Annotated in this window: 27 protein-coding genes; 6 read left to right on the top strand and 21 right to left on the bottom strand. The window is 38.7% G+C overall.

Annotated features, from left to right (window positions below; translation table 11 throughout):
- Window positions 1-432 precede the first annotated feature (432 nt).
- The 9 genes from IGI41_RS04710 to IGI41_RS04670 all read right to left on the bottom strand — a co-directional run bounded on the left by IGI41_RS04710 (window position 433) and on the right by IGI41_RS04670 (window position 9,843).
- Window positions 433-1,254, bottom strand: coding sequence for a MurR/RpiR family transcriptional regulator (locus IGI41_RS04710; protein WP_430611714.1), 822 nt, complete (start codon window positions 1,252-1,254; stop codon window positions 433-435).
- Window positions 1,255-1,384: 130 nt separating this feature from the next.
- Window positions 1,385-2,665 carry a PTS sugar transporter subunit IIC gene (locus tag IGI41_RS04705; protein ID WP_430611712.1) on the bottom strand — a complete coding sequence of 427 codons (1,281 nt, stop codon included), beginning with the start codon at window positions 2,663-2,665 and terminating at the stop codon, window positions 1,385-1,387.
- A 2-nt stretch (window positions 2,666-2,667) separates the two neighbouring features.
- Window positions 2,668-4,200, bottom strand: a complete 1,533-nt coding sequence (locus IGI41_RS04700; RefSeq protein WP_430611710.1) for a DUF4127 family protein — start codon at window positions 4,198-4,200, stop codon at window positions 2,668-2,670.
- A 4-nt stretch (window positions 4,201-4,204) separates the two neighbouring features.
- Window positions 4,205-4,993, bottom strand: a complete 789-nt coding sequence (locus IGI41_RS04695; protein WP_430611708.1) for a Cof-type HAD-IIB family hydrolase — start codon at window positions 4,991-4,993, stop codon at window positions 4,205-4,207.
- On the bottom strand, window positions 4,983-5,684 hold the full coding sequence (locus IGI41_RS04690) for an N-acetylmannosamine-6-phosphate 2-epimerase (RefSeq protein WP_430611706.1): 702 nt from the start codon (window positions 5,682-5,684) through the stop codon (window positions 4,983-4,985). Before IGI41_RS04690 ends, IGI41_RS04695 begins: the two co-directional genes overlap by 11 nt.
- Before the next feature lie 302 nt (window positions 5,685-5,986).
- A complete protein-coding gene (locus tag IGI41_RS04685; protein ID WP_430611704.1) occupies window positions 5,987-7,123 on the bottom strand; it encodes an NAD(P)/FAD-dependent oxidoreductase in 1,137 nt (378 codons plus the stop codon).
- Entirely contained in the window at window positions 7,124-7,648 is a 525-nt protein-coding gene (gene dcd, locus IGI41_RS04680; protein ID WP_430611702.1) for a dCTP deaminase, read from the bottom strand. It lies immediately after the preceding gene.
- Window positions 7,649-7,690: 42 nt separating this feature from the next.
- Window positions 7,691-8,761, bottom strand: a complete 1,071-nt coding sequence (locus IGI41_RS04675; RefSeq protein ID WP_430611700.1) for an ammonium transporter — start codon at window positions 8,759-8,761, stop codon at window positions 7,691-7,693.
- Window positions 8,762-8,769: 8 nt separating this feature from the next.
- A complete protein-coding gene (locus IGI41_RS04670; protein ID WP_430611698.1) occupies window positions 8,770-9,843 on the bottom strand; it encodes a CobW family GTP-binding protein in 1,074 nt (357 codons plus the stop codon).
- Between the two features lie 156 nt (window positions 9,844-9,999).
- On the opposite strand from IGI41_RS04670, the gene IGI41_RS04665 reads away from it, so the two are divergent.
- Window positions 10,000-10,377, top strand: coding sequence for a Fur family transcriptional regulator (locus IGI41_RS04665; protein WP_430611696.1), 378 nt, complete (start codon window positions 10,000-10,002; stop codon window positions 10,375-10,377).
- Between the two features lie 10 nt (window positions 10,378-10,387).
- Entirely contained in the window at window positions 10,388-10,645 is a 258-nt protein-coding gene (locus IGI41_RS04660) for a kinase to dihydroxyacetone kinase (protein ID WP_430611694.1), read from the top strand.
- A gap of 298 nt (window positions 10,646-10,943) precedes the next feature.
- On the opposite strand, the gene IGI41_RS04655 is transcribed toward IGI41_RS04660, so the two are convergent.
- Together IGI41_RS04655 and IGI41_RS04650 are read right to left on the bottom strand one after the other, a co-directional pair.
- Window positions 10,944-11,225, bottom strand: coding sequence for a cupin (locus IGI41_RS04655; protein ID WP_430611692.1), 282 nt, complete (start codon window positions 11,223-11,225; stop codon window positions 10,944-10,946).
- A 6-nt stretch (window positions 11,226-11,231) separates the two neighbouring features.
- A complete protein-coding gene (locus IGI41_RS04650; protein ID WP_430611690.1) occupies window positions 11,232-11,993 on the bottom strand; it encodes a class I SAM-dependent methyltransferase in 762 nt (253 codons plus the stop codon).
- Window positions 11,994-12,380: 387 nt separating this feature from the next.
- On the opposite strand from IGI41_RS04650, the gene IGI41_RS04645 reads away from it, so the two are divergent.
- Window positions 12,381-12,899, top strand: coding sequence for an HdeD family acid-resistance protein (locus IGI41_RS04645; protein ID WP_430611688.1), 519 nt, complete (start codon window positions 12,381-12,383; stop codon window positions 12,897-12,899).
- A gap of 253 nt (window positions 12,900-13,152) precedes the next feature.
- Window positions 13,153-13,344, top strand: coding sequence for a hypothetical protein (locus IGI41_RS04640; protein ID WP_430611686.1), 192 nt, complete (start codon window positions 13,153-13,155; stop codon window positions 13,342-13,344).
- A gap of 445 nt (window positions 13,345-13,789) precedes the next feature.
- Here IGI41_RS04640 and IGI41_RS04635 read toward each other — a convergent pair whose 3' ends face one another.
- Window positions 13,790-16,396, bottom strand: a complete 2,607-nt coding sequence (locus IGI41_RS04635) for a cation-translocating P-type ATPase (protein WP_430611684.1) — start codon at window positions 16,394-16,396, stop codon at window positions 13,790-13,792.
- Window positions 16,397-16,631: 235 nt separating this feature from the next.
- On the opposite strand from IGI41_RS04635, the gene IGI41_RS04630 reads away from it, so the two are divergent.
- Window positions 16,632-17,411, top strand: a complete 780-nt coding sequence (locus tag IGI41_RS04630; protein WP_430611682.1) for a MerR family transcriptional regulator — start codon at window positions 16,632-16,634, stop codon at window positions 17,409-17,411.
- A gap of 95 nt (window positions 17,412-17,506) precedes the next feature.
- Here IGI41_RS04630 and IGI41_RS04625 read toward each other — a convergent pair whose 3' ends face one another.
- From IGI41_RS04625 to IGI41_RS04610, 4 genes are all read right to left on the bottom strand, one after another.
- Window positions 17,507-17,716 (bottom strand): hypothetical protein, encoded by a 210-nt coding sequence (locus IGI41_RS04625; RefSeq protein WP_430611680.1) that lies wholly within the window; start codon window positions 17,714-17,716, stop codon window positions 17,507-17,509.
- An 18-nt stretch (window positions 17,717-17,734) separates the two neighbouring features.
- A complete protein-coding gene (locus IGI41_RS04620; RefSeq protein ID WP_430611679.1) occupies window positions 17,735-18,307 on the bottom strand; it encodes a hypothetical protein in 573 nt (190 codons plus the stop codon).
- A gap of 13 nt (window positions 18,308-18,320) precedes the next feature.
- Window positions 18,321-18,740 carry a MarR family winged helix-turn-helix transcriptional regulator gene (locus tag IGI41_RS04615; RefSeq protein WP_430611677.1) on the bottom strand — a complete coding sequence of 140 codons (420 nt, stop codon included), beginning with the start codon at window positions 18,738-18,740 and terminating at the stop codon, window positions 18,321-18,323.
- Window positions 18,741-18,973: 233 nt separating this feature from the next.
- Window positions 18,974-19,522 carry a hypothetical protein gene (locus IGI41_RS04610; RefSeq protein WP_430611675.1) on the bottom strand — a complete coding sequence of 183 codons (549 nt, stop codon included), beginning with the start codon at window positions 19,520-19,522 and terminating at the stop codon, window positions 18,974-18,976.
- A gap of 580 nt (window positions 19,523-20,102) precedes the next feature.
- On the opposite strand from IGI41_RS04610, the gene pepG1 reads away from it, so the two are divergent.
- A complete protein-coding gene (pepG1, locus tag IGI41_RS04605; protein WP_430611673.1) occupies window positions 20,103-20,246 on the top strand; it encodes a type I toxin-antitoxin system toxin PepG1 in 144 nt (47 codons plus the stop codon).
- 661 nt (window positions 20,247-20,907) lie between these two features.
- Here the strand turns inward: pepG1 and IGI41_RS04600 are convergent.
- The 5 genes from IGI41_RS04600 to IGI41_RS04580 all read right to left on the bottom strand — a co-directional run bounded on the left by IGI41_RS04600 (window position 20,908) and on the right by IGI41_RS04580 (window position 26,866).
- On the bottom strand, window positions 20,908-22,281 hold the full coding sequence (locus IGI41_RS04600; RefSeq protein ID WP_430611671.1) for a glycoside hydrolase family 1 protein: 1,374 nt from the start codon (window positions 22,279-22,281) through the stop codon (window positions 20,908-20,910).
- Window positions 22,278-23,603 carry an alpha-L-fucosidase gene (locus tag IGI41_RS04595; RefSeq protein ID WP_430611669.1) on the bottom strand — a complete coding sequence of 442 codons (1,326 nt, stop codon included), beginning with the start codon at window positions 23,601-23,603 and terminating at the stop codon, window positions 22,278-22,280. The genes IGI41_RS04600 and IGI41_RS04595 overlap by 4 nt, the downstream gene beginning before the upstream one ends.
- Window positions 23,604-24,596 (bottom strand): LacI family DNA-binding transcriptional regulator, encoded by a 993-nt coding sequence (locus IGI41_RS04590; protein WP_430611667.1) that lies wholly within the window; start codon window positions 24,594-24,596, stop codon window positions 23,604-23,606.
- 36 nt (window positions 24,597-24,632) lie between these two features.
- Window positions 24,633-25,928, bottom strand: coding sequence for a PTS sugar transporter subunit IIC (locus IGI41_RS04585; RefSeq protein ID WP_430611665.1), 1,296 nt, complete (start codon window positions 25,926-25,928; stop codon window positions 24,633-24,635).
- Window positions 25,929-26,401: 473 nt separating this feature from the next.
- Window positions 26,402-26,866: a putative immunity protein gene (locus IGI41_RS04580; RefSeq protein WP_430611663.1), complete on the bottom strand. Its 465-nt coding sequence runs from the start codon at window positions 26,864-26,866 to the stop codon at window positions 26,402-26,404.
- Between the last annotated feature and the right edge of the window lie 60 nt (window positions 26,867-26,926).

Here is a 26,926-nt window from a genome sequence, read left to right as displayed (position 1 = left end):
GTTTTTTTACTCAGAATAAGCGATTGCTACCTACCACAAACCGTGACACTGACACATGAAATGACCGTAAGATGCCACCATTAGCTATCCAATGATTCGGCTATCGTGCATAGGCATGACAAACAGCTGTGTATCTACAGCTATTTTTTGTCTAAAAATAGAAAAGGAGCCACTCCAACTGGTAAAATTTAGTCGACTAGAACAAATTCGTACCAAGCAAGGATCGCTCCATGTATCACTGTATCGAAAAATAACGAGGTGCAATAGATAACATTTTTTTTTTAAGATGGTGGGTTTCACAAAAAGATCACTAAAAGAAATCCACTTCTATACTTATTTAGTGCCGCGTTTAGTGCCGCGAATATGCAACAAAAAAGAAAAAACAGCTGATTTTGCAAGATGATTCAGACAAGCTTACCCATCTCAGTGGGGTCAGTTCAATCGATTCATCAACGCTTCATTGCGTTTCATGCGTAATGCATGATAGTTGTCCGGATCAAGTTTCACCAATTCATTCGCCAGTACATCAATAATAAACATCTGATTGATCATCGCTGCAAAGGAACCTGCATCTGAGATAAACTCTTTTGAAGAAGCGATTAAAACCCAATCACTGATCCCAGTTAGTTTAGATCCCCTGTAATTTGTGATAGATACAAGCTTTGCCCCATGAGATTTTACCATTTCTGCATTGATGATCACTTCATCGGTATTTCCCGATGTACTGATAGCAAAAGCCAGATCATGTTCATTTGTCATCGTTGCATAAATACTTTGTAATTGCCCGTCTTGAACAAATTCGACCCATTTGCCCAATCGTTTCAAACGATTGCTTAAATTCATCCCGACAAGACCGGAGTTGCCGACTGCCAGTATGTAAATTCGGTTTGCTTCATGCATTGCTTTTGCAACTTCTTGAATTTGGTCTGCTTCCAAAAAACCCATCGTTTCGCTTAGGCTATCTGTATATTGCTGATAAACGATTTCTTTTTCACCCGCATCTTTGTCATTGTCTTTTTTGATGACAATGGCTTGATACTTGGCTAGCGCAAGCTTTAAATCCTGAAAACCAGAAAACCCAATTTTTCTAGCAAAACGAACAATTGTACTTTCACCCACACCAGCCATGGCTGAGAGTTCGTTGATCGAAAGATTTTCAATTTCATCTGGATTGCTTAAAATCAATTGCGCCACTTTCTTTTCAGATTTACTTAAAGCTGGAAAATAGCTACTGATCATTGCTAATAAATCCATACAGCACACTCCTTCTTATAGCATGATTATAACAAAAGCCGAGGGATTTTCAAAAATAATAAAAAACCAATCTCCAAAGCCTACAATGATGCGTAAGCGTGTAGAGATTGGTGCTATTATTTGAAATCAACTAGGCATTTTCTTTATTTGTCATTAAGACGAATGGCAAATAAATGAAGACGCCTACAATCAATAAGACGATTTGTAAGATTGCTGCACGCCAATCGCCGTTCGTTGCTAGATAGCCTGACAATACTGGAGGCGTTGTCCATGGAATCAAAACAGAAGTCTTCGCAATCCAACCCAAACTTGTAGCAAAATAAGCAATTCCTGTTGTAACCATAGGAACAATCACCAAAGGAATCCCTAAAAGTGGATTAAAGATGACTGGAATCCCAAACATTAATGGTTCACTCACATTGAATAAAGAGGGAATCAACCCAACCTTTGTGATCGAACGATAATCTGATCGCTTAGAACCAATGAATATCGCCACTACTAAGCAGATGATCATTCCGCCTCCACCCATCCAGCCAAAAGAATCAAGAAAGGGTTTCGTGACAATATTTGGTAGTTCAGTATTGTTTTTTAAGGCGTCCATATTTTCCTGAATAGCCGTCATCATGATTGGTTCACCGATGGAGCCCAAAATAAAGGTACCGTGCAAACCAAAAGCCCATAGGATATTACTGAGAAATACATAAAGCAACAAGCCGCCAATCGATTGGAAAGAGGCAACAAGCGGTGCTTGGAAAAACTTAGTCACTAAGGTTGGAATATCTGTGTGTGCAAACCAAACCACCATTACCTCTAAACAGCCAAGTATCGTTGTCGTAATAAACGCCGGAATCAACACATTGAACGATTTCGCTATGGAAGGCGGAACACTTTCGTGCATGCGAATTTTTAGCGCGTCCATTTTTGAGAATTTGGCTAAGAGTGTGACTGAGATCAAGGTAGCAATAATCGCTAAAAACATACCAGTAGCGCTAGTCTGTGTTTGTGTAAATGCTGCAGCCATCACACTTTCGCCATTTGTATCAGTGATCGCATTTTGTGCGGGTAAAACAAGGAAGAATGAAATTACCCCCATTACAGCACCAAAAAGTCCGTCTTCATGATAACTACTTGCTAATTTATATCCAATTGTTGCCGCAATTAAAATAGCCAATATGCCTAACGAAGAATTATATACTTGATTCCCGATATCCATCCACCGAACAGCACCATCAATATTCTTTAACAATCCATTTGTTGGACTTAAGATAAGGTTGTTGATCAATACCCAAAAAGAAGCAATGATCGTAATCGGTATCAGCGCCACAAAACCATCACGAATAGCAGCAATGTGTCTTTGACTCGAGAATTTATTTGCAAATACCATCATTTTATCAACAAACTGCGTGTTCATTTTTATTCTCCTTCCGTCACTCTAACTTGACAATTTATTTCAAACATCCGATTCCATGGGGAGGACAATTCAACAAAATGGATTTCTTTCCCCTTAATGGAACTTGATAAATACTGTTTTGTTAAATGTTTCATCTCATTTTCCACCTTTTGTATCACCAATTCCGCTTGGTCTTTCAGGTCAAAATAATTGATACCGAGCTGCGGCAAATCATTTTTATTGATATCCATCCGAATCATCGCTTGGTAAAAGACATCATCAAAGAAATTGCCGTATAAATTATCCCTTACTTGTGCATGATTTGTCTGTTCATCGATCATTGAAAGAGCAGCCAAAGTACTACCTAAAGAATTACAATTGGTATTCCAAGCTTTGTAGACCGCTAACTGATTGATCAAGCCTTTCTTATCTAACAGGCGCAATAATTCAAGATCCCCCCCATTGGAAAAAGCGCTATCACAAATACCAATAGTTGCGCCTGACACCGCCGCTTGTTCAATTTCATCTACGAATGTCAAAAGATGGCGATATGAATCGTATGTGACATCCCTCGACTCAACCTGATCCCAAGATTCTTGCATGACTTTTCCAGGCGTATTATAGGCAAGAAAATAATTTGCTGATTGCCGGTCTTCTGTTCGTCTCATGCCAGCGGCCATAATGTGCGCTTTTAAACTTTCATTGATAATACGATCTTCATATAACGGTACCAGATCTGGCCCCAAGGTTGATGAGAATGCCACAAATACCGTAGGCGTTTTTTTCTTATATTGATTATACGCACGGGCCAACAAGGTAAAGCCTACTTCATCAGCTCCTGGATAAACCATGATTTGATCCTTTAAATTTTTTGCCTCTATTGCACGATATACTTTCTTTTGATCAATCGCAGTATAGCCATAAGGAGCTGAATCATCCTGTGGAATCACTAGAAAGTCGATAACCCCTTCTTCTACTAGTCGAATATTCAAAAGATTCGCTTGAACATTAAATAATCTGCGTTGTTCATAATCATGAATCACCTCTGGAGGAAGTTGTTGTTTTAGCATGCTTTGTTCTTGATTTTCGTCTTCACTCAATGATTCTCTTTCTGCTTTATCCTTCAGCCAACCATAACGGAAAATCCTTTCACCGTATTGCTCGTAGTAATCAGGCTCTTCATCTGCACTATTATACTTAGGTGTACGCATAATCAAATTTGATAGGTAGATTCTCAATTTTGGGTTGTTGGCTTTTAAAGTTCTTAGCCGTTCTTCGTATGTCACCAGTTCTGCTTCTTTAAAATGATGCAGCCTAGATGGCAATAACCCGCCATAAAGACTCATTTCAGTTGAAATGATTGCTACATCACTGACCTGTGCAGCTTCATTGATAAAGTGCCAGACTGCTTGAAGATCACTGGCCTTTTTTTTGTACCCCATCATTTTTTTGGGCAAAACAGTCCATTGAATCTCTTTAGAAGTAGCTAACATATGCAAGGGGTAGTCAACATTACACGGACGTTCATCTAATGGAACATATACCAACTTTAACATTCAATCACCTTCCCTGATAAATTCTATCAACAACTTTTGCAACTTTTTCGACATAAAATGCAGCTTGTGCTCTTACTTCTGGTTCGGCATTTTGGACAGCATATGAATGGGGTGTCACTAGAAACATTGGGATATCGCTTTGGGCATCCCCAGCAATATAGGTATTTTCTCGCTGCATCTGCAATTGTTTCATCACTTTTTCTACAGCTATACCTTTTGATACTTTTTTGGAAAAAACCTCCAATGAACTAGGACTAGTCATAACGATATTGACCGCTTCCTTACCTAAGGCCTTTTCGATTTTTTTTCGTATCTCTTTAAACTGTGCTTCTTCCCCGAATGTCAGATAAATCGTCGGATTCTTCTCTTGATTCAATATAAAATTGGCTAAGTCTTCAATGACAATCGATGAATCCACGAATTCTGCAACATCTTCTGGGTTCCTCGGACTAGGAAAAAGACGATTCGTCACATTTGATACTTCGGTCCGCAACCCCATGCCAAAAATGATTTGGTTCAATGTTGGAATGTATTGCGCTGGAATTGTTTCATATATAAGCTGTTCTTGCTGATCATAAATCACAGCCCCATTTTGACTAATGCGAAACTCGCTCTTGAACCCTAGCTTTTTCTCAATATATTGGATATCTGTATCCATACGACCGGTACAAATAACAAAATGACCCCCGTCCTCACAAAAATGTTTGATTTTTGCTAAACTCTCTTCATCAATTCGGCCATTTTCATCCAATAATGTACCGTCTAAATCACAGACTAATAATTTATTCTTCATCATTTATCTTTCTCACTACCTTCTTGGTCGCTTCAACATACCGTTTCGTAATCAATTGCGGTCTTGTGATGATCGAACCCACAACGACCGAAAATGCGCCTAATTCTAACGCTCTGGTCACTTGCGATGGATCATCTGTATGCCCTTCCATGATGATGGGCACATCTACTTGTTTGACAATCTCTTGAAGCAATTCAAAATCTGGGGTATCTGTCTTTTTTGAATAGGGTGTGTAACCTGCCAACGTTGTTGAGATCAAATCAAAATTATTTTTTTGGGCTTGAATTGCTTCAGCTAAATTTGACACATCAGCCATTGCCAAGCGATTCGCTTGGTGAATACGTGCAACTAAATCAATTGTTTTTTCATCATTGGGTCTTTTTTGACTAGTAGCATCCAACGCGATGATTTCAGCTGAAGTAGTTAACAATTCTTCCACTTCTCTCATTGTTGGCGTGATATAGACATTTGAATTTGGGTAATCACGCTTGATAATACCGATCACGGGTAAGTCTAGATTCTTTTTGATTTCATTGATATCTATTACAGAATTGGCTCTGATTCCCTTTGCTCCACCTTCTTTGGCAGCAAGAGCCATTCGGCCCATGATAAACGAACTGTGTAAAGGTTCATTTTCTAATGCTTGGCACGAGACGATCAGTTGGCCTTTCAAATCTTCTAAATGAAACATTGTTCCACCTTCTTTTTATTTTATGGTGTAATATTACACCATAAAATGTTTTTTGTAAATATGTTTCTAATGAAATAAACCAAATCATTGATTTTTGCTTTATTGGCAAAGTCTCTACCCGACATAACCACGCGCGTACGCAGTCCTTGCTTGGCTTTAAAGATAAACAAAAGGACTTCATGAAACAGCCCAACGCCTGTCTCATGAAATCCTCTTTTGCTATTTATAGCTGTGACTGTATGAAACTCCTCACTTAAAGAAGCTACGCTCCCCTCAATTTGCTCTTGACTTGCTTTATTTTCTTAGCAAGCGCAGGTTACTTCACAATCAGAGCAATCATCCAAATAAAAAGATTGCTGTTTGTAATAATCTAATTTTTTTTGATCCAAAGCGTAGCCCTGCCTTTGTGCAATTTCATTGGCAATCACTGCAAATCGTTGCCGGAATTTGTAGACATAACAAAAAATAACCGATTGATTCCGTACACTTGGTCCAGTCAAAAAGACATTTTCGGCAATTGTCGATTCATCAAACTGATTTAATCGCACTTCGCCATTTTCTTTGCAGGCAAATAACGATGAAGCCAACACTTTTGCGCCATTATCGAATCCAGTACAAAGAATGGGTAGATTGTCTATCGCGATGGAAGCGCCAGTGTCAGTGATTAGTTGGTAACCGACAGCTGATCGACTTATTTTTCGAATCTCCATCGACGTATACAGCTTGATACTTCCTGGAACTTGTTGATTCACGTGTAAATCAACAAACTTTTGTCTTGTATGTGGAGATAGTCTTATACTTGGATCTGCTTCTTTGGCATCTAAGCCCGAGCTCTTTGTGTAAACAGATACTTCTTTCCCTAATTTTGCTAGTTCAAGTGCCGCATCGATGGCACTTTCATTGCCGCCAATAATCGTTTGGTGCCGGCCTTCGATCTTGCGCCACGAATCAACTTCTCCATAATGCAATCCAAAACGGTCCGCACCTTCGATGTTCGTTTTATTTGGGAAAGAAAATTCCCCAACCGCAAAAATAAGATAATTTGCAAGGATCGTTCCTTTTGTTGTTTCAATCAAATACTTCTTTTGGTCCTTTTTGATGGATTTGACAGTACAGTGACCCTCGATCGGCAATTGATATTCATCTGATACGAGTTGCAAATATTCTGCATAGTCTATTCCAGATAAGCGTTCTTTACCCAACGTATATGAAGGGGCTGTATCAACCGCAATGGCATTCAAATCAGACATGCCAAAGCCGTTGCTAGTGAAAGAAGGCGTGATAAATCTTGTTTCTTGCGGCCAATGGGTAAAGCTGTTTCCAACTGCTCCTTTTTCAAGAATAACAAAGTCAGTGATTCCCAGCTCAGTAAATGTAACGCCCAAGCCAACACCAGCAGCTCCGGCACCAATAATGACAATTTCACGTTCTGCTTTCATTCAATTCCCTCCCTGAAAATCCAAGTACATTTTACTCGCTTCTAATCCATTGTTCCCTGCGTATTTTTCTTGATAAAGATCATAGTCGCCTTCGATCGTGTGATAATAAATCTGGCAGATATCCACGCCAGGATAAATCCAAATAGGCGCAATCGCATGCATTTCCAATGTCCAATACCCAGAAAAACCAATATCACCAAAACCAGCTGTTACATGAACATTTAAGCCGAGGCGACCCAAAGACGAACGCCCTTCTAACATAGGGACATAGTAATCAGTCGCCGTATACTCGATGGTTCTTGCAAGATACAACCGGTGCGGTTCAAGTAGAAAACCAGATGTAGGAATCGTAAATATTTTAAGCGCATTTTTTCTTTTCATATCCAAAATCGGGTCCTCATAGACCCCGATTTGATTGTGCAACCGTAAATTATAACTATTAGGATTCACTTGTTCTTCATGAAACGGTGCGATAATTATTTTGTCGTTTTGCACTTCTTTAATTTGTCTTCCTGATAAAATCACTCTTTGACCTCCACGTTTGCCTTTTTTTGTCCAATCGCTTGTTTATGACACGATTTGTCGATCCACATCATCGATGATTTTCCTCAACAAGTAATGGATGGCTATACTCAAAACAAAGCTCCAAAGACAGACCACTACCGTTCCGATCAATTGGCTGAGCAAGTGGGCATTTTCTGCCAAAATACCCGTTAATATCGAGCCGATCATCCCCCCAATCCCATTCATCCCAAAGGAATCACCCGCATCATCAATGCTTGGAAAATATCGATGAATCAGCTGGATAACGATTGGACAAGCGACACCCGTAAGCAGCGCGATCAATAAAGAGGTCCGAGCACCTACATAACCAACAGAACAAGTACTTGCTACTAAACCTACGATCATCCCATTCATCAAGTCGTAAGGATCCGTTTTTTGCGTCAACATCCATTGCGTGGCAAACCAACTGAATCCCCCCGCTATAACGGAAATCAGGGTATTCAACCAAATTTGGATGGCAGCTTCCCCCATTTTCCCAGAAGGCGCCATATTAAATCCGAACCATCCTAAAGTGATGAACACCATGCCCACAAAAGCCAGTGTTTCTTGGGTGCCGCTTGTTGTTGCTTTTTTTGCGCGGATAGGTAATGTTTTTGCTAAAACCAGACTACCTATTCCAGCAGTCGCATGCACGACCAAGCCACCAGAGTAATCCAATACCCCCATTTCACTTAACCAATTTTGATTTCCCCATAACGCATAACATACCGGTGCATAGATCAATAAAATCCATAAGGGGACGAAGAATACAAGGTATCTCCAATTGCCTCGCTCTAAGATAGAACCGATAAGCATGACTACCGCATATAAACAAAAGAGCAATTGGACAACCAGCGAAACGATCTCATCCGGCATGAATGGGAAGAATAGGACACTATGTTGGATGTCTCCAAAAAAACTCAATGAATAGCCGATAAGCAACCAACACAAAGCAGCAGAAAGAATCGTGATCATGCCTAAAATCATCGTATGTCGGATATACTTTCGATCGACCAATCCTATATAATACAAGATCACACCAAAAATCATTAACCACATAAAGCCAAAACAAGTCCAAAGAAATAGATTATCCATACGCGCCTTCATTTCCTATCTGATATATTTTTTGGATGTCCATGCAAGAGCCATTCAGTGATTTCTTTTTGGGGCAGATTTTTTCCAATCAACACAATTTTTGTTTCTGCCACTTGCGCCCATTGCTGTCCTTCTTCCAGTTTATATGCCATGTGAACACCTTGTAATACGACTTGATATTGAAGCCCATCGATCCATAAAATCCCTTTATAGCGCATCAAATCCATACCATACTGGGAAATGAGCATGCGAAGCCAACTGATAACTTGTGCTTCTGATAATGGGGTTGGACATGTAATGACAAAAGAATCTACCGCTGTATGGATATGGTGATGTGCCTCGTGAATAGGGCCTTCATGCGGATGATCATGTATGTGATATGTCTTGTGTTGATGCCGATTTTCTGTAAAGTTGTTCATCATATGATCGATATCGGTCTTTGCTTTTTTCGCGCCAGCGATCGAACGATCAAATAAATCTAATCCAACAATGTCTTGATAAGCAACAGCCTCCAAGTCAAGTGTTTCTATATCAACGAATGGATTGATTTTGATCAACTCTTTTTTTATGCTTTTTATTTGCTGCGCATCAGCTAAATCTGTTTTAGTCAAAAATATCTTATCTGCAAAAGCCACTTGTTCAATCGCTTCAGGATACTGTTCGAGCTGATAGAACCCATTTTTTGCGTCAACCAAAGTGATCAGACTATCAACAACAAAATGTTCATTTAGCAGCGGTGTACGAATAATTGTTTGCGCGATAGGACTCGGTTCAGCCAAACCGCTTGTTTCAATAATGATGCGATCGATTGCCGCAGGCCCTTTCTCAGCTACCTGTAAGATGGCTAAAAACATATCGATTAAATCTTCACGTAATACACAGCACATGCAGCCATTATTCATTTGGAAAATCTGTTCTTGATTATTTGTTAAAACCAATGCATGATCGATTCCAACATCTCCATATTCATTCACGATGATCACAACATTTTCATTCTCGGTGTTTTTCATTAATTGATTTAAGAGCGTCGTTTTCCCAGAACCCAAAAAACCTGTTAAAACCGTGATTGGTATGACACGCATAATCCCCCTCCTTCTAATTCAATGACCCCCAGTTTCAGTTGCAAATCATTTGCAACTATCTTAAACGAAAACAGAACTGTTCGTCAACAGTTAATTGCAAATGATTTGCAATTGTTTTATAATGATTGTTAAGATAAGAAATGAAGGTGATAAATCATGCGTATGACAAAACAACGAAAAGCGATTATCGACTTATTTGGACAAAACGATAATCAAGCGTTAAACGCAGACATGATACATAACATGCTTGGAAACGAGGAAATGAATTTGTCGACAGTTTATCGAAACATGGATAAGTTGACAGAATTAGGTTTGGTTCAAAGAATCATCATCAACACAGTGGCCTATTATTGCTTGGCAAATAGCACCCACAGACATTTTATGCTTTGTACGAATTGCAAAAAGCTCATACCGATTCATTGCTTTTTAAAAAAAATGCTTCCTGCACTTGAAGAAGAAAATGATTTTTCGATCACTAGCCATGACATGACCATTCTAGGGTTATGTCATACCTGTAAAAATATAGCTGGATAGGAGAACAACGATGGAACTTGGAGATTATAGATATGACACGCAACTATTGCTAGAAGGCACCGATTTAAATGAAGACATGCTTTCGGATTACATTCTTTCCCATTTTGATGGAGATTGCTTACTCATTGTGGGAGATGACACGTTGATCAAAATTCATTTTCATACAAATGAACCTTGGCTTGTTCTATCTTACTGTGCGACTTTGGGAGAGATTTTCGATATTGTCATTGAAGATATGTTTCGCCAAGCTGCTGGCAAAAAAGGATAATTGGATTCGGTCTTTGCGGTGACAACCAAAAGATAGTCAACCTCAGATACAAGAGTCAACAAAGGCTTGTGAGGTTAGCGTAAGAAATATAAGAATGGTGGCTCAAGAAACCTTACAAGAACACGGATGGAATAGTTTATAGAGAGAGCGTAACAATCAACCTCTCTCACCTGCTACATCCCTCGGTTTCCTCATAAAAAAATGGCGCAATAATTTTAGGATCAATAGAAAAATCTATCTCTCCTAAAACTATCGCGCCTATTTTTTGTTTCACTGTATGCACAATCTGTTGATCGATTTAAGCTAAGCGAGATTTGATCACCATGAGTTCACTGTCTGCCAAAGCCGTTAAACTATGCGGCTCATCCGGCAGCATTCTCACGATCACACCTGGATAAATCTCTTCCTCAAAGTCTTCTCCTCGAAACATGATACGGCCTTTGACTGGTACAACAACCACAGTATAAGGTGCATCATGGGTTGGAATTTCTTTTCCTGCCTCCAACACCAGATTGGTCACAACTTGATTGTCTGATTCAAAAATATGACTGATTTTACCCGTTCCTTGATATTTTTCCATGATTGCTCATCCTCTCTTTTGATTAACATGTGCGACATATCCGATTTTTTCTTTGTTTTTTCGGAAAAAAGTAAACATCTTTTTAAATTGTTCTCGGTTTTCCTCTTTTAAGCCGTTGTGTACGATTTTATAGGCGCCTATCAATCCTTCATCACGCACCATTCCAATAGGGTCCATTAACGACATGGTGCCAGATTTTTGCATAACCGTGAATCCTTTATCCGCAAAACAAGCTTGCCACTCTGTTAAAGTCAACGGTTCAACATTCACGTGAATGGTTTCGCTTAGTCCAGTCAAGATTTCATGACGGCTTGTTTCATCTAAAATACAGACATCGTGCGTCAATAAAAGCCCATTTGGTTTTAGGACCCGCAAATATTCATTGATTGCTTTATCTTTGGCTGCACCTGTTAACATCGTTAACATCGCTTCATTGATCACTATATCAAATTGGCCATCGTCAAAAGGCAGTTTCAGCGCATTGCCTTGAACGACGGTGATCTTGTCTCCTAACTGTTCTTTTGCAATATTTTGTTTGGCTTTTTCCAATGCCTTCGTACTCTGATCTAAGCCGGTAATCTCACAGCCATAGGTTTTTGCTAAGTGAATCATTGTTGTTCCCATATTGCAGGCAACTTCCAAGATTTTCGTCTGACTATCTATTTTTGCCTGTTGAATGAGCCAATCGGTCGCCTCAATGCCCCCAGGACGTAGTTTTGTTTTCCCTAATCGCGCCAAAAAGTTATGTCCGACTTCTTGTTTTGCCATATATTGACCTTTCTGCTTTCTATCTAAAGCTTTTTATTTTCTCAATGCGTTTCTTGCTTCTCAGCAACCGTGTTTTTCTTTTTATAAATTCATTATTCTTTTTGTCTTTGCTCTTTGATATAGACTGCCTCTTGATGCGTTGTTCACAAGAAAATGTGCCAGCGGCTACCTTCAGCACACGTGCAACGCCTCATTTCTCTTCCTTCGATCGATGCAAGAACATTCGTGGCTATGATACCAGAACAAAGAGATAATGAGAATCATTATCAATTAAACTTTACGATGAAATGAACCATCTGTCAATACTTCTTAGAAGCAACATATTCCGAATGCTATCATTTTTCATCATCTAGCATAAGTGTTACACTTATTTTGGAGGTGATTATTGTGAAGGAAAATACAGGTTTTAATTGGGCATATTTTATTCTCGGGATTCTCTTTATTTTTGTTTCATTGATATCGTTTCGAGACCCAACAAGTAGTTTAGTCACTATTGTTTATGTGTTCGCTATTACAGCAATTTTGAAAGGAATTTTTGAATTATTCGTTCGGCGTAAATTGCACGAGTACACGAACCAAAAATCAACCATGCTCATTGTTCTCGGAATATTTGATCTATTGGTCGGAATTCTGCTACTATTCAATATTTCAGCAGGCTTGGTTGCATTGCCTTTTGTATTTGCTGGATGGTTTCTTGTGGATTCGATTGCAGCCTTGGTCACTGCTGGTGTCTATAAAGAACGCAGCAGTGGTTATTACTGGTTCCATGTAATCGTCAATATTCTAGGTATTTTATTAGGGATCATGCTTCTGTTCAATCCTATCAGCTCTGCATTGACATTGGCTTTTTTGGTTGGCTTTTATTTTATGATCATTGGCATCTCTCTGATTGTCTACGCGTTCTAGAAGATCGTTGCGCAATATTTAGTCGTGACTAACGGTCGCTGATACTGGCTATAAACCCAATATTACAATCATTTCGGCCATTCTTCATAGAAAAATTGTAGCCAAAGAAAAGACACTTCCTGATCCTGAGATTCGGAAGTGTCTTTTTACGCTGTTTAAATAATATGGCCTCGTTCATTCTTGTAATATTGTCATGTCTCAGCTATTCCTTCATGATATACTTTGATCAAAATAAAACTGGAGGCTGACGTATATGGATAAACTGAAAGAAATTTTTGTCGGCGTTTTGTTATTTCTTGTGTTCTATGTAGTACTTTGTCTGATTGTAGCTACTTTGATGGGATTGTATAGATCAACCATAAAAAAAGAATCTTTCTCTCAAGGCTTCAAAGAAGGATTTCTTGACTTATTTTTGGAGATCTTGAACCCGCTTAATTATTTTTAGTAGTTTATCGCAGGAGCGAATGACTCACTTTTTGAGATGTGGTACAGTTACTGTCTTTATGCAATCGAGTAAACAAATACAAACAAGAAATGACTGAAGCGAATTTGTAAATAGCATTCTATAATAAAAAATATCGACTCGAAAACTTCAAAAAAGTCTTAAGCCGATATTTTTTTTGAGCGTCTATAAGTATTGCTCTATTTGTATTACTTCAATAGACTGTTATAGCTTCTTCGCACCTTTTTCACGACACAATTCGATATAGCTTTTGAATCATTGATAGGCCACCCTCATCTTCAAACCTCAACATCACTTCTTTTCCAAGCGATTCTTGATACAACGCTTTTGACTTTATTATCAAAACTTGATTTATCCCTATACGCCCATTTGGCATTAAATATTCGACGGTAGCGTGATAACAAAGCAATCACGTTCATTACAAAAATCAAACTGTTTCCAAAGAAGCGTGGTACCAAGAAAAGCGCCGGGTGACCCATTTTTCTAATTCAACAACTAAGAACAAAGCAAAAGCTGGTCCGATACTTATCATCAGCTCGATTGGGCTTAATGCAGCTGTCTGAACCAAATGTTGCATAGGTGAATAGATCATCAGCAACTGCAATACTGCCATAACCGCCAATGAATAGATCAATGCTTTATTTGTCGAAAGTTTATTGGTGAAACTTGAAGCAAAGATATCCCGACAATTGATCATATAAAATGCCTGTCCCAATACGATCGCATTGATCAGAACCGTTTGTTTGACGGCTTCATCCGCAAAGAAATTCATTGTCAAGAAACCAAATAGCGTGATCAAGGCGCCAACATAAACAATCCGAAACAACGTATACCACGAAATGATGCGCTCATTCATATCTCTTGGCGGACGATTCATGACATTTTTCTCTGCCGGTTCAAACCCTAATGCATAGGACAATGTGATTGACGCAACAAGGTTCAACCATAAAATCTGGACAGTCGTTAGGGGCAAAGGAAAGTTGCCTAAGAGGGAAACAATCAACAATAATCCTTGGGCCAAACAAGTGGGCAGATAGAAGAGAATCGTTTTTTTCAAATTATCAAAAATACGTCGGCCTTCTTTGACCGCAGCCGCGATCGTGCCAAAGTTGTCATCTACTAGCACCATATCAGCTGCTTGTTTGCTTACATCGCTGCCCTTGATGCCCATCGCGATCCCAACATCGGCTTTTCTCAAAGCAGGCGCATCGTTGACACCGTCGCCTGTCATACCGACAATTTCCCCTTGGGCTTGCAGATGAGAAACAATGGCTAATTTATGGGCTGGCGTGGTTCGCGCGTAAATATTTACCTTCGATACAACTGCTTGCCACTCTTCTTCGGAGAGACGATCTAATTCATCTCCTGTGATGGCTTGTTCATTGTTTTGAATACCTAATTGTTTGGCGATCGCTTTGGCCGTTGTTGGATGGTCCCCAGTGATCATCGCTACGCGAATCCCCGCAGTTTGGCATTCTTTGACCGCTTGCATCGCCGACTCCTTTGGCGGATCAATGATTCCTGCCAATCCAACAAAAACAAGTTCATTGATCAACGCATGATCAAGGGACGCATGAGAATCGACATCTTTATAGGCAAAGGCCAAGACACGTTGTCCAGCTGAAGCAAATGAGCGATTGGTTTCTTCCCAAGTTTCTTGCGCTATAGGCACAATACCAGTTTCAGTCTGCTGGTACGCAGCTTTAGTCAAAAGAACATCAGGTGCACCTTTGACAAACAAACGATATCTTCCATTGATGCGATGCGCAGTAACCATATATTTATACGTTGAATCAAAGGGCAACACGCGCTCATTTTTGTATTTTGCAATATGTTGGTGATTGGTCCACTTTAGTAAAGCCAACTCAGTAGCATTTCCCGTGACAGGACATTTTTCATCTTGATAAGCTTGGGTTTCTTGGCAGTTTTGCATGATTTCAGCCAATGTCTGTATAGTGGTTGATTGGATCGTTTTCTCGTTTAATTTCGATACTTCATATTCTGTATGATGCACACGAATCGTTGTTAACGTCATGTCATTTTTGGTCAATGTGCCGGTTTTATCAGAACAAATGACTGTCATGGAACCTAAAGTTTCTACCGTGGGCAAAGCTTTAACAATGGCCTTTTGTTTAGACATCGTATGGACACCTGTTGACAAAATAATGGTCAAAATCGATGGCAGCCCTTCTGGAATCGACGAAACGATCAATGCAATGATTGCAGTAAGAATATAGGAAATAGACATATCATACACAAAGAAACAAATGAGGCTGATCATCACGATCCCTAACCCAATACCTTTAAAAATACTGTGATTCATTTCATTGACCTTCGTCAAGAGAGGTGTTTCCTTCACTTCAATGGAAGCCAATGATTCATTGATTTGCCCAATTTCAGTGTCTGCCCCAATTGCCACAACAAGCCCAACGCCAGTTCCTTCTTGAACCTGTGTCCCTGAATAAGCCATGTTCAATCGATCCGCTAAATTTGTATTTGCTGGCAATGAAGCAGTATCTTTCACGATGGCCTCAGCCTCACCGGTCAACACAGCTTCATCTATTTTCAATTGGTTACAAGCAAGCAATCGTAAATCTGCGGGAATGACATCACCAGGTTTTAGATACACCCGATCACCGACGACCAACTCTTCGGTAGGAATTGTTTCTTTGCCGTTGCTTCCTTCAATAGTTGCTTGCGCACTTAATAATTCTGTGATGCCATTCAATGATTCATCCGCTTTACGTTCTTGATAGTAACCAATGACGGCATTCAAGACGACGACCAACATCACAATAACACCTTCTAAATAACTTCCTGTGACTAGTTTCAGCAGCGAAGCCGCTAACAAGACATACATAAGTGGATCATGGAAATAGAAAAGGAATTTTTTCCATTCCGGCACACCTTCTGTTTCTTGCAGACGATTCTTTCCGTATCGGTCTTGCCATTCTTTTCTTTTTGTTGGTGTGATAATTGTCTCACTTGTCTTCTTTTCTACTTCTGTACATGACAGATTGTGCCAGTTGTTCATGATTGTTCCTCCAATAGTTTTGATGATTTATATTAAGCATAAAGGTTAGAGTGACTCTAATGTCAACCCCTCAAATATGGCTTCCTTTTCAAACCAAAAGTTACAGTCAAGATGCATGATTTCTTAGATCTTTATCCAAAATATTCCATCTAGAATCAACTATTGTGCCAAAAAAAGTGGCAACATATCCCACAGCATCGTATACTTTGCTTAGGAGAACCACTAGGAGGAGACAATGAATATTAAAGAACTCAGTCAAAACTATGACATTACCCCGCATACGCTGCGCTATTATGAAAAAATTGGCCTGCTCACTCCTGAATATGGTGAAAATGGCTACCGCAACTATTCGTATCAACATATCGAACGCTTAAACACGATTCGCGATCTGCGGTCATTTGACATCCCTTTAGCACAAATCAAAGCATATTTAGATACCAAAAATAGTGCATTGACTAAAGAAATGCTTTCTTTTGAACGCACTGAAATTCAAAAAAAAATCAAGCAATTGCAAAAAAGAAAAGCACTCTTAATTGAACGGATCGAGTTGATCAACGAGGTTGAAAACCAACCACTACTGGAAGTGGAAATCAAAAAATACCCAGAAAGAAAAATTTTGCTGAGCGAAACTACCGCAGCGCCCGGGAAGGATCTTTATTTAGAACTAAAAAAATTACACAAGCAATATGAAGCCGAATTAAATGCAAACAATCAAAACGTTTTTGGCACGATTCTCTCCATCAATGATTCGATAACCTCCCACCAAGTATTTTATTGTCTACCGGATACAGCCCATCAATCTTTTGCAACAACATTACCCGCAGGTGATTACGCTACGATTTGTTATAGTGGTACTTATAAAAACCGCGCACATGGCCTAGAATGCTTAACAACATTTCTCAAAAGCCATCATATCGACACAACAGGTGCGTTCTATGAGTTTTATCTCTTGGACTTTCATGAAACAAATGATCCAGAAGAATATGTCACACGAATCGAGATCCAAGTGATTTAGGCTTGTTGGATATAGTTGCATCCTTGGATTTAGCAGAATAAAGAACCCCGAGAGCTAGACCAAAAATCTAGCTCTCGGGGTTGGCATTTTTATGTTTACCACAAAGTCTCTTCCATGCGGCTTTCCAACTCAGACATTTCTTCTGTTAATTCAATGATCGCCCTTCTGATTTCTTCTAAAGTCATTCCGCTAGCACTATAGCCTTTATAATAAGCAGTCATATAGTCAACATCTTCTAATTGACGCAAGCGATCTCTCAATGTACCCAATTGTTCTATATAGTGTTCATATTGCCCTTCATGCATATCGTTCACTTCTTTCTTTCAAGCCAAGGCATTGGGACTAGGCAACTGCGGACCATTCCCAGACCTAGCTAAGACCCAGTCATCATTGTCCCACATCTCTGTTTTACGCCGTCCATGAAAATAGTCCCAGTGAGAATCAATCTCCATTTCGATGATTTTGCCATTTCCCCCCAATGTGACCCAATTGTAGCTACCATTCGTGTGTGCAAATTTGATCCACTGAACCGGAAATGACCGTTCCTTTCCCTGCGCATCAAAAAAAGATCTTTGCTGATTCTCCATGCGAATATAGGATAGGCCTCTTGCGTAGGAGGAATTCGTTTCTTCAAAAATTTCTTCAGCTAATTCTTTTGCTTGGTTCTTACTGAATAACGCGCCAGCCGGCACTTCTGTTAGATTTTTGATACTCACTAGATGTTTATTTTCGATTACTTCAACGATTCTAGGTCCATTATGTGAAAAAACACCATTTTTTTGATAGCGTACAATAGTCACGCTACGTTTGTTTCTTCTCTCACTGTCTTCACTCACTAACGCATAGTCACTGGGCATTGGCAGCCATTTCTTGATAAAGTCGATCTTGTTACTCATGTTCCTCACCCTTTCATAGGCCGTCAGAAAGCTTCCCTAACAGATCCTCAAACAACGCTTGTTCTTCAACTGTCAAAACAGAAAGAAAGGCCGATCTTGCGCCTTCGATCGCACGGATGATTTGCGGGTAAAGTTTTTTTCCTTTTTCTGTCAACCGCAATGAAAACCCTCTTTTATCTTGCGCCTCTTTTTCTTTGATCACAAAATCTAAATCAACTAGTTTTTGGACCGTTCTTGTAACATTGCTGCCATTAAGACCAGTTAGGGTACCAAGTTTTTCTTGAGGCAAATGTCCATGATCATAAATCTTCAAGATGAAATAATAATTTGAGGCATTCAGTCGTAAGGGTAACAACTCTTGATCCAATGATTTTTGGTAGTCTCGCGCTAATTTGGCCAACCATTTTAAATTACTTTCTACAGAATTTTCCATAAAAGCCCTCCTTCGATGCAGCAAGAAATAGTGAGACAAAAACTAATTGCTTGCGCAAGCATATACTAAGACGATTTTTATGATTTGTCAACTGTCTTTACCGATCAGAGGTCTTTTAAGACGTGTTATCATTCAACTGATACGACAAATTTCTTCAAAAGGCTATTGGAAAGTCGGAAAAATCTGTCGTAAAGTTAAAAAAACACACTATTCCCTTCATTAAACAATCACTGTTATTCAGTAACTAAAGGGACATCGATAGATAATTGTTCCATTTTTTCTTGTATGCATGCTATATCTGAGACAGTTGTTAATGGATAGAAACGCTTATTTAGTTTTTTCTCTACTTTAGATAGAACCGTGCTTTTCCAAATCAAAGGGATTGGTTTTAGGGAGTCGGTAGCAAACTTCAACAAAGTAGAAGAGCCCTTACATTTTATGTCTAGATATAATAAATAGGATCCACCATAGGTATTCATCAATTTTTTAATATCTAATTCAATAGACTCAACTTCGATTGCAGGAAGATGAAACATTTTTTCTTCTTTTGTTTTCATCATAAATCCATTGTTGTCTCCTAATTTGAGAACATCGATTGACTCATCATTGAAAATAACCTTACAATTAGGCGTCCCTGCAGATTTTTGAATCAATCCTTGAGGAAATTTCTTTTTATTGATTTCTATAAACGCTGATACTCGATTCCCCTCTTGCAGCATTGTTTTGATCTCGTTTGAAAAGGTACTATAGAACATAGTCTTATTTTCATTCAATCCATTCATATTGGTGGTCCCTCCTTCAATTGTCTGATCCTTTCAGCCAGAAAAAAAGTTGCATGTATTTCTACTTACAAATTGATATAAACGAACTTCAAGCCTGCCTGTTTATGCTCCGCCCATTTCGAAATCGTTTGACGAACTATCACTAGATCATCCGTTATTTCCTTTCAAACGACGCGCTTCATTCTACGTAAACATTTAGATCGATTTCCTGTATACATTTATAATACCCCTTCACTTTTCAGAAGTTAAGAAAATTGGCGTCACTTTTATATTGAGAAATAAAATAATCCTAAAAAGGACAGGCAATATTTCGTTTTGCTGTCATTGACTAAGATATTTTCTCCTGATTGATTCAAAGCTTAGTCGCTGATCTTTCCTGCTTTTAGAGAATAATTTATATAAAGGACTCATTTATGCTTACGCTATTAAGGAAATTTTTTTGATTTTTCCATTTAACAACAAATAAAAAACCAGTCCAAATACCTTAGTTTCAAGGCTTTAGACTGGTTCTTATGATATAATAATCGTTGACAGTAAAGTTTAATGACGGTGGCTATCCATTGAAAGTGAGGTGGTGCGTATGCGCGTACTTCCAATATCTTATGAAAGGAGACGCCTTTTGTCTGCGTACGAAACAATTCAGACCATCCTTGGCTTTGGTATGTTTACCTTCGCTTTGATCAGTCTGATTGTCAAGTTGCTTAAAAACGACAAAAAGAAATAACCGTCACTTTAGCCGGAGACTAGCTATTTCTTTTTGAACTATTTAGATTAACGGCCACCGTTCTTTAAACGGTGCTGTCTGAGGGGAGTTGTTGGCGCAACTCCCCTTTACTACATAACTATTATACCATGATACCGCTGAAAAAACTACATAAGCGTCGAAACCGGAAAGCTTGTCTTTCTTTTTTTGTCCCATAAGGGAAAGAGTCGGTCCACAAAAATTGCCCAAGCAAAGGCGATCCACATGAATCACTCTGTCTATAATTTCATAGCGTTATCAATTTATGCTTGACGATTCCACAAGGATTTTTTCTTGCATCTGTAGATGTGATTGCTTCCATAACTTTTCCTTAACTTGATGAAATATCTTCATCATAGTATAATCCACAGCAATGAACGTTTTTTTTATTGAAAGATTTTGTCATATACCTATTCTTATACTTACAGTATTGTTTTCTTAAAATGAACCCCTCTGACACATTGGTACATTCTTTTTTGTTGAATAAGAAGGCCTCTTGCAGTGGGTATCTTTGCGCATGAAGGATAGCCTTATGACAAAAAAACGTTAGAGAAAAATCCTAAGATTTCCCACTAACGCTAGAATTTGTAAATGTTTAACCCAATACCATGTATCAATACAAGTCCGTACATATTCATGATATCTAGAATCCGCGGTTACCGATCATTTCCTTAAACCATAAGCCGCTCTTTTTGACACTTCTTTTGTATCCATGCGCTAAGTCGACGTGATAAAAACCATATCGATTGCGATAGCCATTGAGCCAAGACCAGCAATCCACAAATGTCCATGTATGGTAGCCAAAACAATTGCTGCCTTCACTTATGCCCTTGTGCAATTGTACAAGATGTTCTTTCATAAAATCGATCCGATAATCATCTTGGATCATTCCTGTTACATCAGCAAAGCGCAGCTCATCAGCAACCCCCATGCCATTTTCAGATACATACCATGGAATATTATGATAATCGTCCTTAATCATTTTTGCCACATCATAAATCCCTTCTGGGTATATTTCCCATCCTCGATAAGGATTGATTCTTTTTTCTGGCCAATCATAGACTTCAAAAATATCGGATATTGTCTTTGGTGGGAAATTTGGCCGTTCTGGTGCTTTGACACGCAATGGTTGATAATAATTGAGCCCGAGAAAGTCTACTGGATTCTGGCGAATCAACTCACGATCCCCCGGCTGTGTTTCTGGTGTCAATCCGGCTTCTTGTAAATATTTTATCAATCGTTGAGGAATTTCTCCTAATACACATGGATCCAAGAAGCTTTTGCTAGAAATAAGATCCGCTAGGTTTTTGGCTTCTAAATCACTTTGAGAATGACTTCTTGCATAAGCCGGGGATATATTGAGAATAATCCCTATCTCTCCCTTTATTCCAGAAGCCCTAAACTTTTCAACTGCCTTAAAATGAGCCATCAATGTGTGATAACCCACTTGAACCGCTTTTTGAATATCAACAATAGCTGGATAATGATATCCCTGCAAATAGCCTGATTCAATGTGAACAATTGGTTCATTAAATGTGGTCCACTTCGTGATAAGATCACCAAACAAATGAAAAGCAGTGTCAGCGTATGTAGAAAAAGCATCTACCGACTCTCGTGTTTCCCACCCTCCTTTTTCCATCAACCACCAAGGCATATCAAAATGAAACAAATTAATAATTGGTTCAACACCATGATTCTTTAATGTCGTAAAATAGTCACGATAAAAATCAACGGCTTCTTGATTGATCGTGTAACCATCTGGCAATAAACGCGTCCAAGCGATAGATGTCCGATAGGAATTCAAGCCTAACTCTGCCATTCGTTCGATATCTTGAGGATACATTTCATAAACATTTGATGTAGTTTCTGGTCCTTGGCTTTGGTGGAATTTATTTGGACACAATTCAAACCACTTATCCCATGTACTTGGACTTTTCCCATTTGAATTGCTATGACCTTCGGTTTGCGGTGCCGATGCTGCAGCACCCCATAAAAAGTTCTTAGGAAATTCGATCATTTATTTCCCTCCAATAGCAGTTTAATACAACCATATCTTTCCTTGGTATCAGGTAAGATGATACACTCATTTTCAATAGCTACTTCTTTACCCGTATTGACAGATATTGCTGCTTGTACCTTTTGGGGTTGCTCCTTTAGCGTGATACGCTGCGATGCATAGGTATTTTTGTAGAAAAGATACATATCATTGCCTTTAGCAGTCAAATAACAATTTTCAATTTTCCAGTTTGCAATAGGTCTCGTATTAAATATGCCTTCTCCAAAAAGATCAAGCCACTCGCCCAATTGGGTCATTAGTGAAATGGCCTCTTCAGGTAAAGTACCATCAGGTTTTGGCCCAACACCTAAAATCAGATTCCCACCTAATGCGACAACTTCAACTAATGTATCGATAATTTCCTCGAATGATTTATACACATCATTTGGGACATATCCCCAATTTTTCGCTAATGGAATATTGGTCTCCCAAGCCTTACGTGGTGGTACTTCTGGAACTTTTCTTTCAGGAGTCACGTAATCTTCATAGGGACCGCCAATCGTTCGATCCACAATCAATACATCTGGTTGCACATTTCGGATATGTTCCACAATCGTTGGCATGTCTAAAAATTCATGGTTATCGCGGTTGACCCACCCACCATCTAACCATAAAATATCGATTGGGCCATAATCAGTAACAAGTTCTGTCAGTTGATGATCCACAAATTGATTGAACTGCTGCCATTTTTCAGGCTTTTCTAACGGATCATAACTCGCATATCGACCAATGGGATCAGATTGCGGTTCCCAGTAGTAAGGGCAATGCCAATCAGCTTTTGAATAATAAGTGCCAACAGATAATCCCTCTTCTCTGAAAGCTTCGTTCACCCATGCCAAAATATCTGCTTTAGGATTGGTGTGGAATTTGGACTGTTGCGAAGTAATTTTGTAGTCGCTATATTTGGTATCATACATCGCATATCCATCATGGTGTTTACTGGTAAAAAGCATATATTTAAACCCAGCTTTTTTAGAAAGTGCGGCCCATGATTTTGGATCAAACTTTACGGGGTTGAATGACTCCGCCAGCGACCAATAATCATGTCTCAGATCAGCTAAATCCTCACGCCATGCGCCTTTTTTTCTCGACCAATCATCTTCTTTAGACAATTGCCAAGATTCAACGATACCTGCCTCTGCATACAATCCCCAGTGGAATATCACACCTAGCTTTTGGTTTTTGAACCATTCGATTTTTTCTTTTATGATTGGTGTTAACTCACCATACGCCTCTTCTTCTGAGTGCTTATTTTCAACAATATCATCACGAATCTTCATCATTTATTTCCATTCTTTAATTGAATTTCCCCAGTGTATTTCATTTTCTAGTTGAATAATCTCATTTTTAATCGTCGGATTTTTGATTCGTTCAAACATCCGATTCACAGTGACTGTTCCCATCTTGTGTACAGGTTGACGTACTGTTGTTAAACGAGGATAAAAAATATCACTCACACCCGGATAATCAAAACAAGCAAAAGAGATATCCTCCCCAAGCTTTAATCCTTTCTCAAACATGTATTGAAGGCTGCCGAGTGCCATATTATAATTTGTCACAAAAATCGTTGTCAGCCCCTGATCAATAAGCGTTTTTGCCCCTTGATAGCCGCTTTTCTGAGAATAATCTCCATAAAAAATCTGGTAATCAGAATCGTCTAAACCTTTTTCGGAAAACGCATCGAAGGTCCCATTCAAACGATCCCTAGCAACAGATGATTTTTGCGGTACAGATATCACACCCATGTGATCATGGCCACTGTCGATAATTTTAGAGATCATGTTTTTTGCACTTTGCCGATTGTTGACGATGATCGAGTCAACATGGGGATAATCGAGCGTCGTATTTACTGAGATCACAGGAATTTCTATAGTCTGCAATCTTTCATAGACGGGCCATTCCGGTTCGCCTTCAAAAATAATCAAACCATCTACTTTACGATCTAATAAGAAGTCGATTTTGGCAGCAACTTTATCGATTTTGTTGCGGTAACTATTCAACAAAATACTATAATTGTGGCTCTCCATCTCCTCTTCAATTTGTGCGATCAACGTAGAAGAGAAAACACTTTGCATATTATTCATCAAGATACCAATAGACAATGTTTGGTTGCTTTTTAGCCCCTTTGCAAAAAGATTTTCTTTATAATCAAGCGTTTCAATCGCTTGTTTGATTTTTTGCATATTTTGCTCTTTCAACTTGTGTCCATTTAAATAGCGAGAGACACTACCAACAGAAACCTGCGCCTCTTTTGCCACTTCTTGAATAGTAACCATGATTTCCCTTCTTTCATTGAACGTTTGTATAACTGATTATACCTCTTTTTTTAATCCTTTGTTGCTTGCCATGACAAAAGGCATATAAAGGAAAATATCCAATATAAATAATGCAATTGTTAAAATAGTTGCAGGTATATCTCCCGCTGTTGTGACCCATGTGGTTAGGATTGGAGGCAAAATCCATGGTGGAATCACGACACTTTTCGCGACTAACCCTAATGCTGTTAATGGGTAAGCAATGCCTAAATTGATTAAAGGTACACAAATGAATGGTATCACTAAAAATGGATTCATCACAACCGGGATACCAAACATCACTGGTTCAGAAATATTGAAGAAACTTGGTAACAAACTAATTTTGGCAATATCTTTGTAATCTTTCCTTTTTGAAACCAAAAAGATAGCAATCAATAATGGCAATATTGCGCCAGTTCCCCCAAACAACGTGTACATGCCAATCCATGGATTTGTCACTATATTTGGCACAGGATTTCCCGCTGTAAAAGCATCTATATTTTGTTGAATAGCTGTCAACATTGGCGGTGATGTCACAGACGAAACAATATTTTGACCATGTAATCCAAAAAACCAAAAAACTTGTGTAAATAGTTGTACCACCACTAACCCCAGCGGGCTCTCCATCGCATATTGCAAAGGTGTTGAAATAATACTCTGAATGATCTCTGGTACAGTTTGTCCTGTTACGTGAATGAATAAAAAGGTACACGTAGCAAAAATAACAATAACTAAAATTTCCGGAATCAACGAATTAAATGAATTTGCCACAGCTGGTGGAACACCCTCAGGCATCTTTATTCGTAATTTCTCATTTTTTGAAAAAAGTAACAATAATTCAGTGCCTAATAATGCAGCAATAATCCCAACAAATAAACCACCAGAAGATGTCAAGGCTTGTAAATAAACACCAGATACTTGAACAGAAGAAGTTGCATCAACAGGTGTAACTTCGTTTATCAACGGAAACATGATCAATGCTAACGCCAGACTTAAGATGCCTGCATGTAATTCATTAAAATCTTTCCGCTGGATAATACCCGCATTGATATAATGACTTGAAAGACGGTATCCAATCAAAAATGTAACAAAAATGGTCATAATCCCCATCGTCCCATTATTGACCATGCTACCGATTTCAGTAAACTGTGTAAGATTGACGTATCGATTGAGTGTTTCATTGGTGAATACAACTGCATTTAGTAAAGTAAATAATGAGCTGGCCATAATGATTGGCATTATATCAATAAAACTATCGCGCATCGCAACGAGATGGCGCTGATTCGCCATTTTTGAAGCTAAGGGCATCAACATGTTAGAAATTCTGTCCGAAAATGACATTGTATTTCCTTCTTTCCACTTTTTTTGAATCGATTCAAATATATAGTAGCACCAGCTTCTTCATATTGCAAACGTTTTTTTGAATCGATTCAAAAAAAATACAATGATTTTCGTTTAAAATCCTTATGGTATGTAGCAATCAAATTATGCGGTTCCATCTTTTAGACAAACGAATAAGTGGCGTGATTTATCTCAACATAAATCACGCCACTTATTCCATTTGCTTTAAATCAGGCAGCGTCAACAGTTCCTTCAAAATCCGGAGAGTAAGCAGCAGGAAACAGTTTTGAAAAAAAGCCCTATGACTGCTAAGGTAAACTTGATTTTAACGAAAGTAGTCCCAAAAATATCCAAAACCATTGATTTTTCATGGGATATGTTCATTTTTTATTGACAACATTATTATATTTATTTGGTATGAACGAACCATTAATGCCTAAGCCATATTAGTTTTGTCGGATTTGATTTTCCAAAGCTTTAATCTGCCATTGTCTTTCCTCGATTACAGACTCTTTATTATGGGGATACTTCTCATTTATCACTTTGATCGCATAATCTGAAGCAACCATTGCATGTTCTTTCATGTGCCCTGTCCCAACAGCTTGCCCTGCGACTCTCAAAGCAAGTGACAATAATTTATCCTCACTGTTTCTTGCACATTCATGTATTTTGAAGCCAGCTTGACGTACATCGTGCATACGCGCATCACCATTTTGCCATGCCTGATTCACTGAAATACCATTGACGACAACATCATAGTCATTTACTTCATATCCAAGTTTGTCAAAAATATGTTCTATCAATTCAAGTGCCCATTTTGCCAATACAACTTGTGTAGTACTTTCGTATAAATCATCCAACGTCATTCTTAAATCAAATGAATCTGCTATTTTGATTTTTCTAACAGTCATTATACACGTCCTTTATTCTCGTAATACCAGTCGGGGCATTTTACTCAATGCTGTAAGAGC

Source organism: Enterococcus sp. DIV0876 (assembly GCF_050529585.1).
Taxonomy (GTDB): Bacteria; Bacillota; Bacilli; order Lactobacillales; family Enterococcaceae; genus Enterococcus_D.
Note: the sequence above shows the minus strand (reverse complement) of the source record. Positions and strands in the feature narration are given on the sequence as shown.

Coding starts and splice junctions, on each gene's coding strand:
- IGI41_RS04710 (WP_430611714.1), bottom strand. CDS start 1,254: ATGGATTTATTAGCAATGATCAGTAGCTATTTTCCAGCTTTAAGTAAA.
- IGI41_RS04705 (WP_430611712.1), bottom strand. CDS start 2,665: ATGAACACGCAGTTTGTTGATAAAATGATGGTATTTGCAAATAAATTC.
- IGI41_RS04700 (WP_430611710.1), bottom strand. CDS start 4,200: ATGTTAAAGTTGGTATATGTTCCATTAGATGAACGTCCGTGTAATGTT.
- IGI41_RS04695 (WP_430611708.1), bottom strand. CDS start 4,993: ATGAAGAATAAATTATTAGTCTGTGATTTAGACGGTACATTATTGGAT.
- IGI41_RS04690 (WP_430611706.1), bottom strand. CDS start 5,684: ATGTTTCATTTAGAAGATTTGAAAGGCCAACTGATCGTCTCGTGCCAA.
- IGI41_RS04685 (WP_430611704.1), bottom strand. CDS start 7,123: ATGAAAGCAGAACGTGAAATTGTCATTATTGGTGCCGGAGCTGCTGGT.
- IGI41_RS04675 (WP_430611700.1), bottom strand. CDS start 8,761: ATGGATAATCTATTTCTTTGGACTTGTTTTGGCTTTATGTGGTTAATG.
- IGI41_RS04670 (WP_430611698.1), bottom strand. CDS start 9,843: ATGCGTGTCATACCAATCACGGTTTTAACAGGTTTTTTGGGTTCTGGG.
- IGI41_RS04665 (WP_430611696.1), top strand. CDS start 10,000: ATGCGTATGACAAAACAACGAAAAGCGATTATCGACTTATTTGGACAA.
- IGI41_RS04660 (WP_430611694.1), top strand. CDS start 10,388: ATGGAACTTGGAGATTATAGATATGACACGCAACTATTGCTAGAAGGC.
- IGI41_RS04655 (WP_430611692.1), bottom strand. CDS start 11,225: ATGGAAAAATATCAAGGAACGGGTAAAATCAGTCATATTTTTGAATCA.
- IGI41_RS04650 (WP_430611690.1), bottom strand. CDS start 11,993: ATGGCAAAACAAGAAGTCGGACATAACTTTTTGGCGCGATTAGGGAAA.
- IGI41_RS04640 (WP_430611686.1), top strand. CDS start 13,153: ATGGATAAACTGAAAGAAATTTTTGTCGGCGTTTTGTTATTTCTTGTG.
- IGI41_RS04635 (WP_430611684.1), bottom strand. CDS start 16,396: ATGAACAACTGGCACAATCTGTCATGTACAGAAGTAGAAAAGAAGACA.
- IGI41_RS04630 (WP_430611682.1), top strand. CDS start 16,632: ATGAATATTAAAGAACTCAGTCAAAACTATGACATTACCCCGCATACG.
- IGI41_RS04625 (WP_430611680.1), bottom strand. CDS start 17,716: ATGCATGAAGGGCAATATGAACACTATATAGAACAATTGGGTACATTG.
- IGI41_RS04620 (WP_430611679.1), bottom strand. CDS start 18,307: ATGAGTAACAAGATCGACTTTATCAAGAAATGGCTGCCAATGCCCAGT.
- IGI41_RS04615 (WP_430611677.1), bottom strand. CDS start 18,740: ATGGAAAATTCTGTAGAAAGTAATTTAAAATGGTTGGCCAAATTAGCG.
- IGI41_RS04610 (WP_430611675.1), bottom strand. CDS start 19,522: ATGAATGGATTGAATGAAAATAAGACTATGTTCTATAGTACCTTTTCA.
- pepG1 (WP_430611673.1), top strand. CDS start 20,103: ATGCGCGTACTTCCAATATCTTATGAAAGGAGACGCCTTTTGTCTGCG.
- IGI41_RS04600 (WP_430611671.1), bottom strand. CDS start 22,281: ATGATCGAATTTCCTAAGAACTTTTTATGGGGTGCTGCAGCATCGGCA.
- IGI41_RS04595 (WP_430611669.1), bottom strand. CDS start 23,603: ATGATGAAGATTCGTGATGATATTGTTGAAAATAAGCACTCAGAAGAA.
- IGI41_RS04590 (WP_430611667.1), bottom strand. CDS start 24,596: ATGGTTACTATTCAAGAAGTGGCAAAAGAGGCGCAGGTTTCTGTTGGT.
- IGI41_RS04585 (WP_430611665.1), bottom strand. CDS start 25,928: ATGTTGATGCCCTTAGCTTCAAAAATGGCGAATCAGCGCCATCTCGTT.
- IGI41_RS04580 (WP_430611663.1), bottom strand. CDS start 26,866: ATGACTGTTAGAAAAATCAAAATAGCAGATTCATTTGATTTAAGAATG.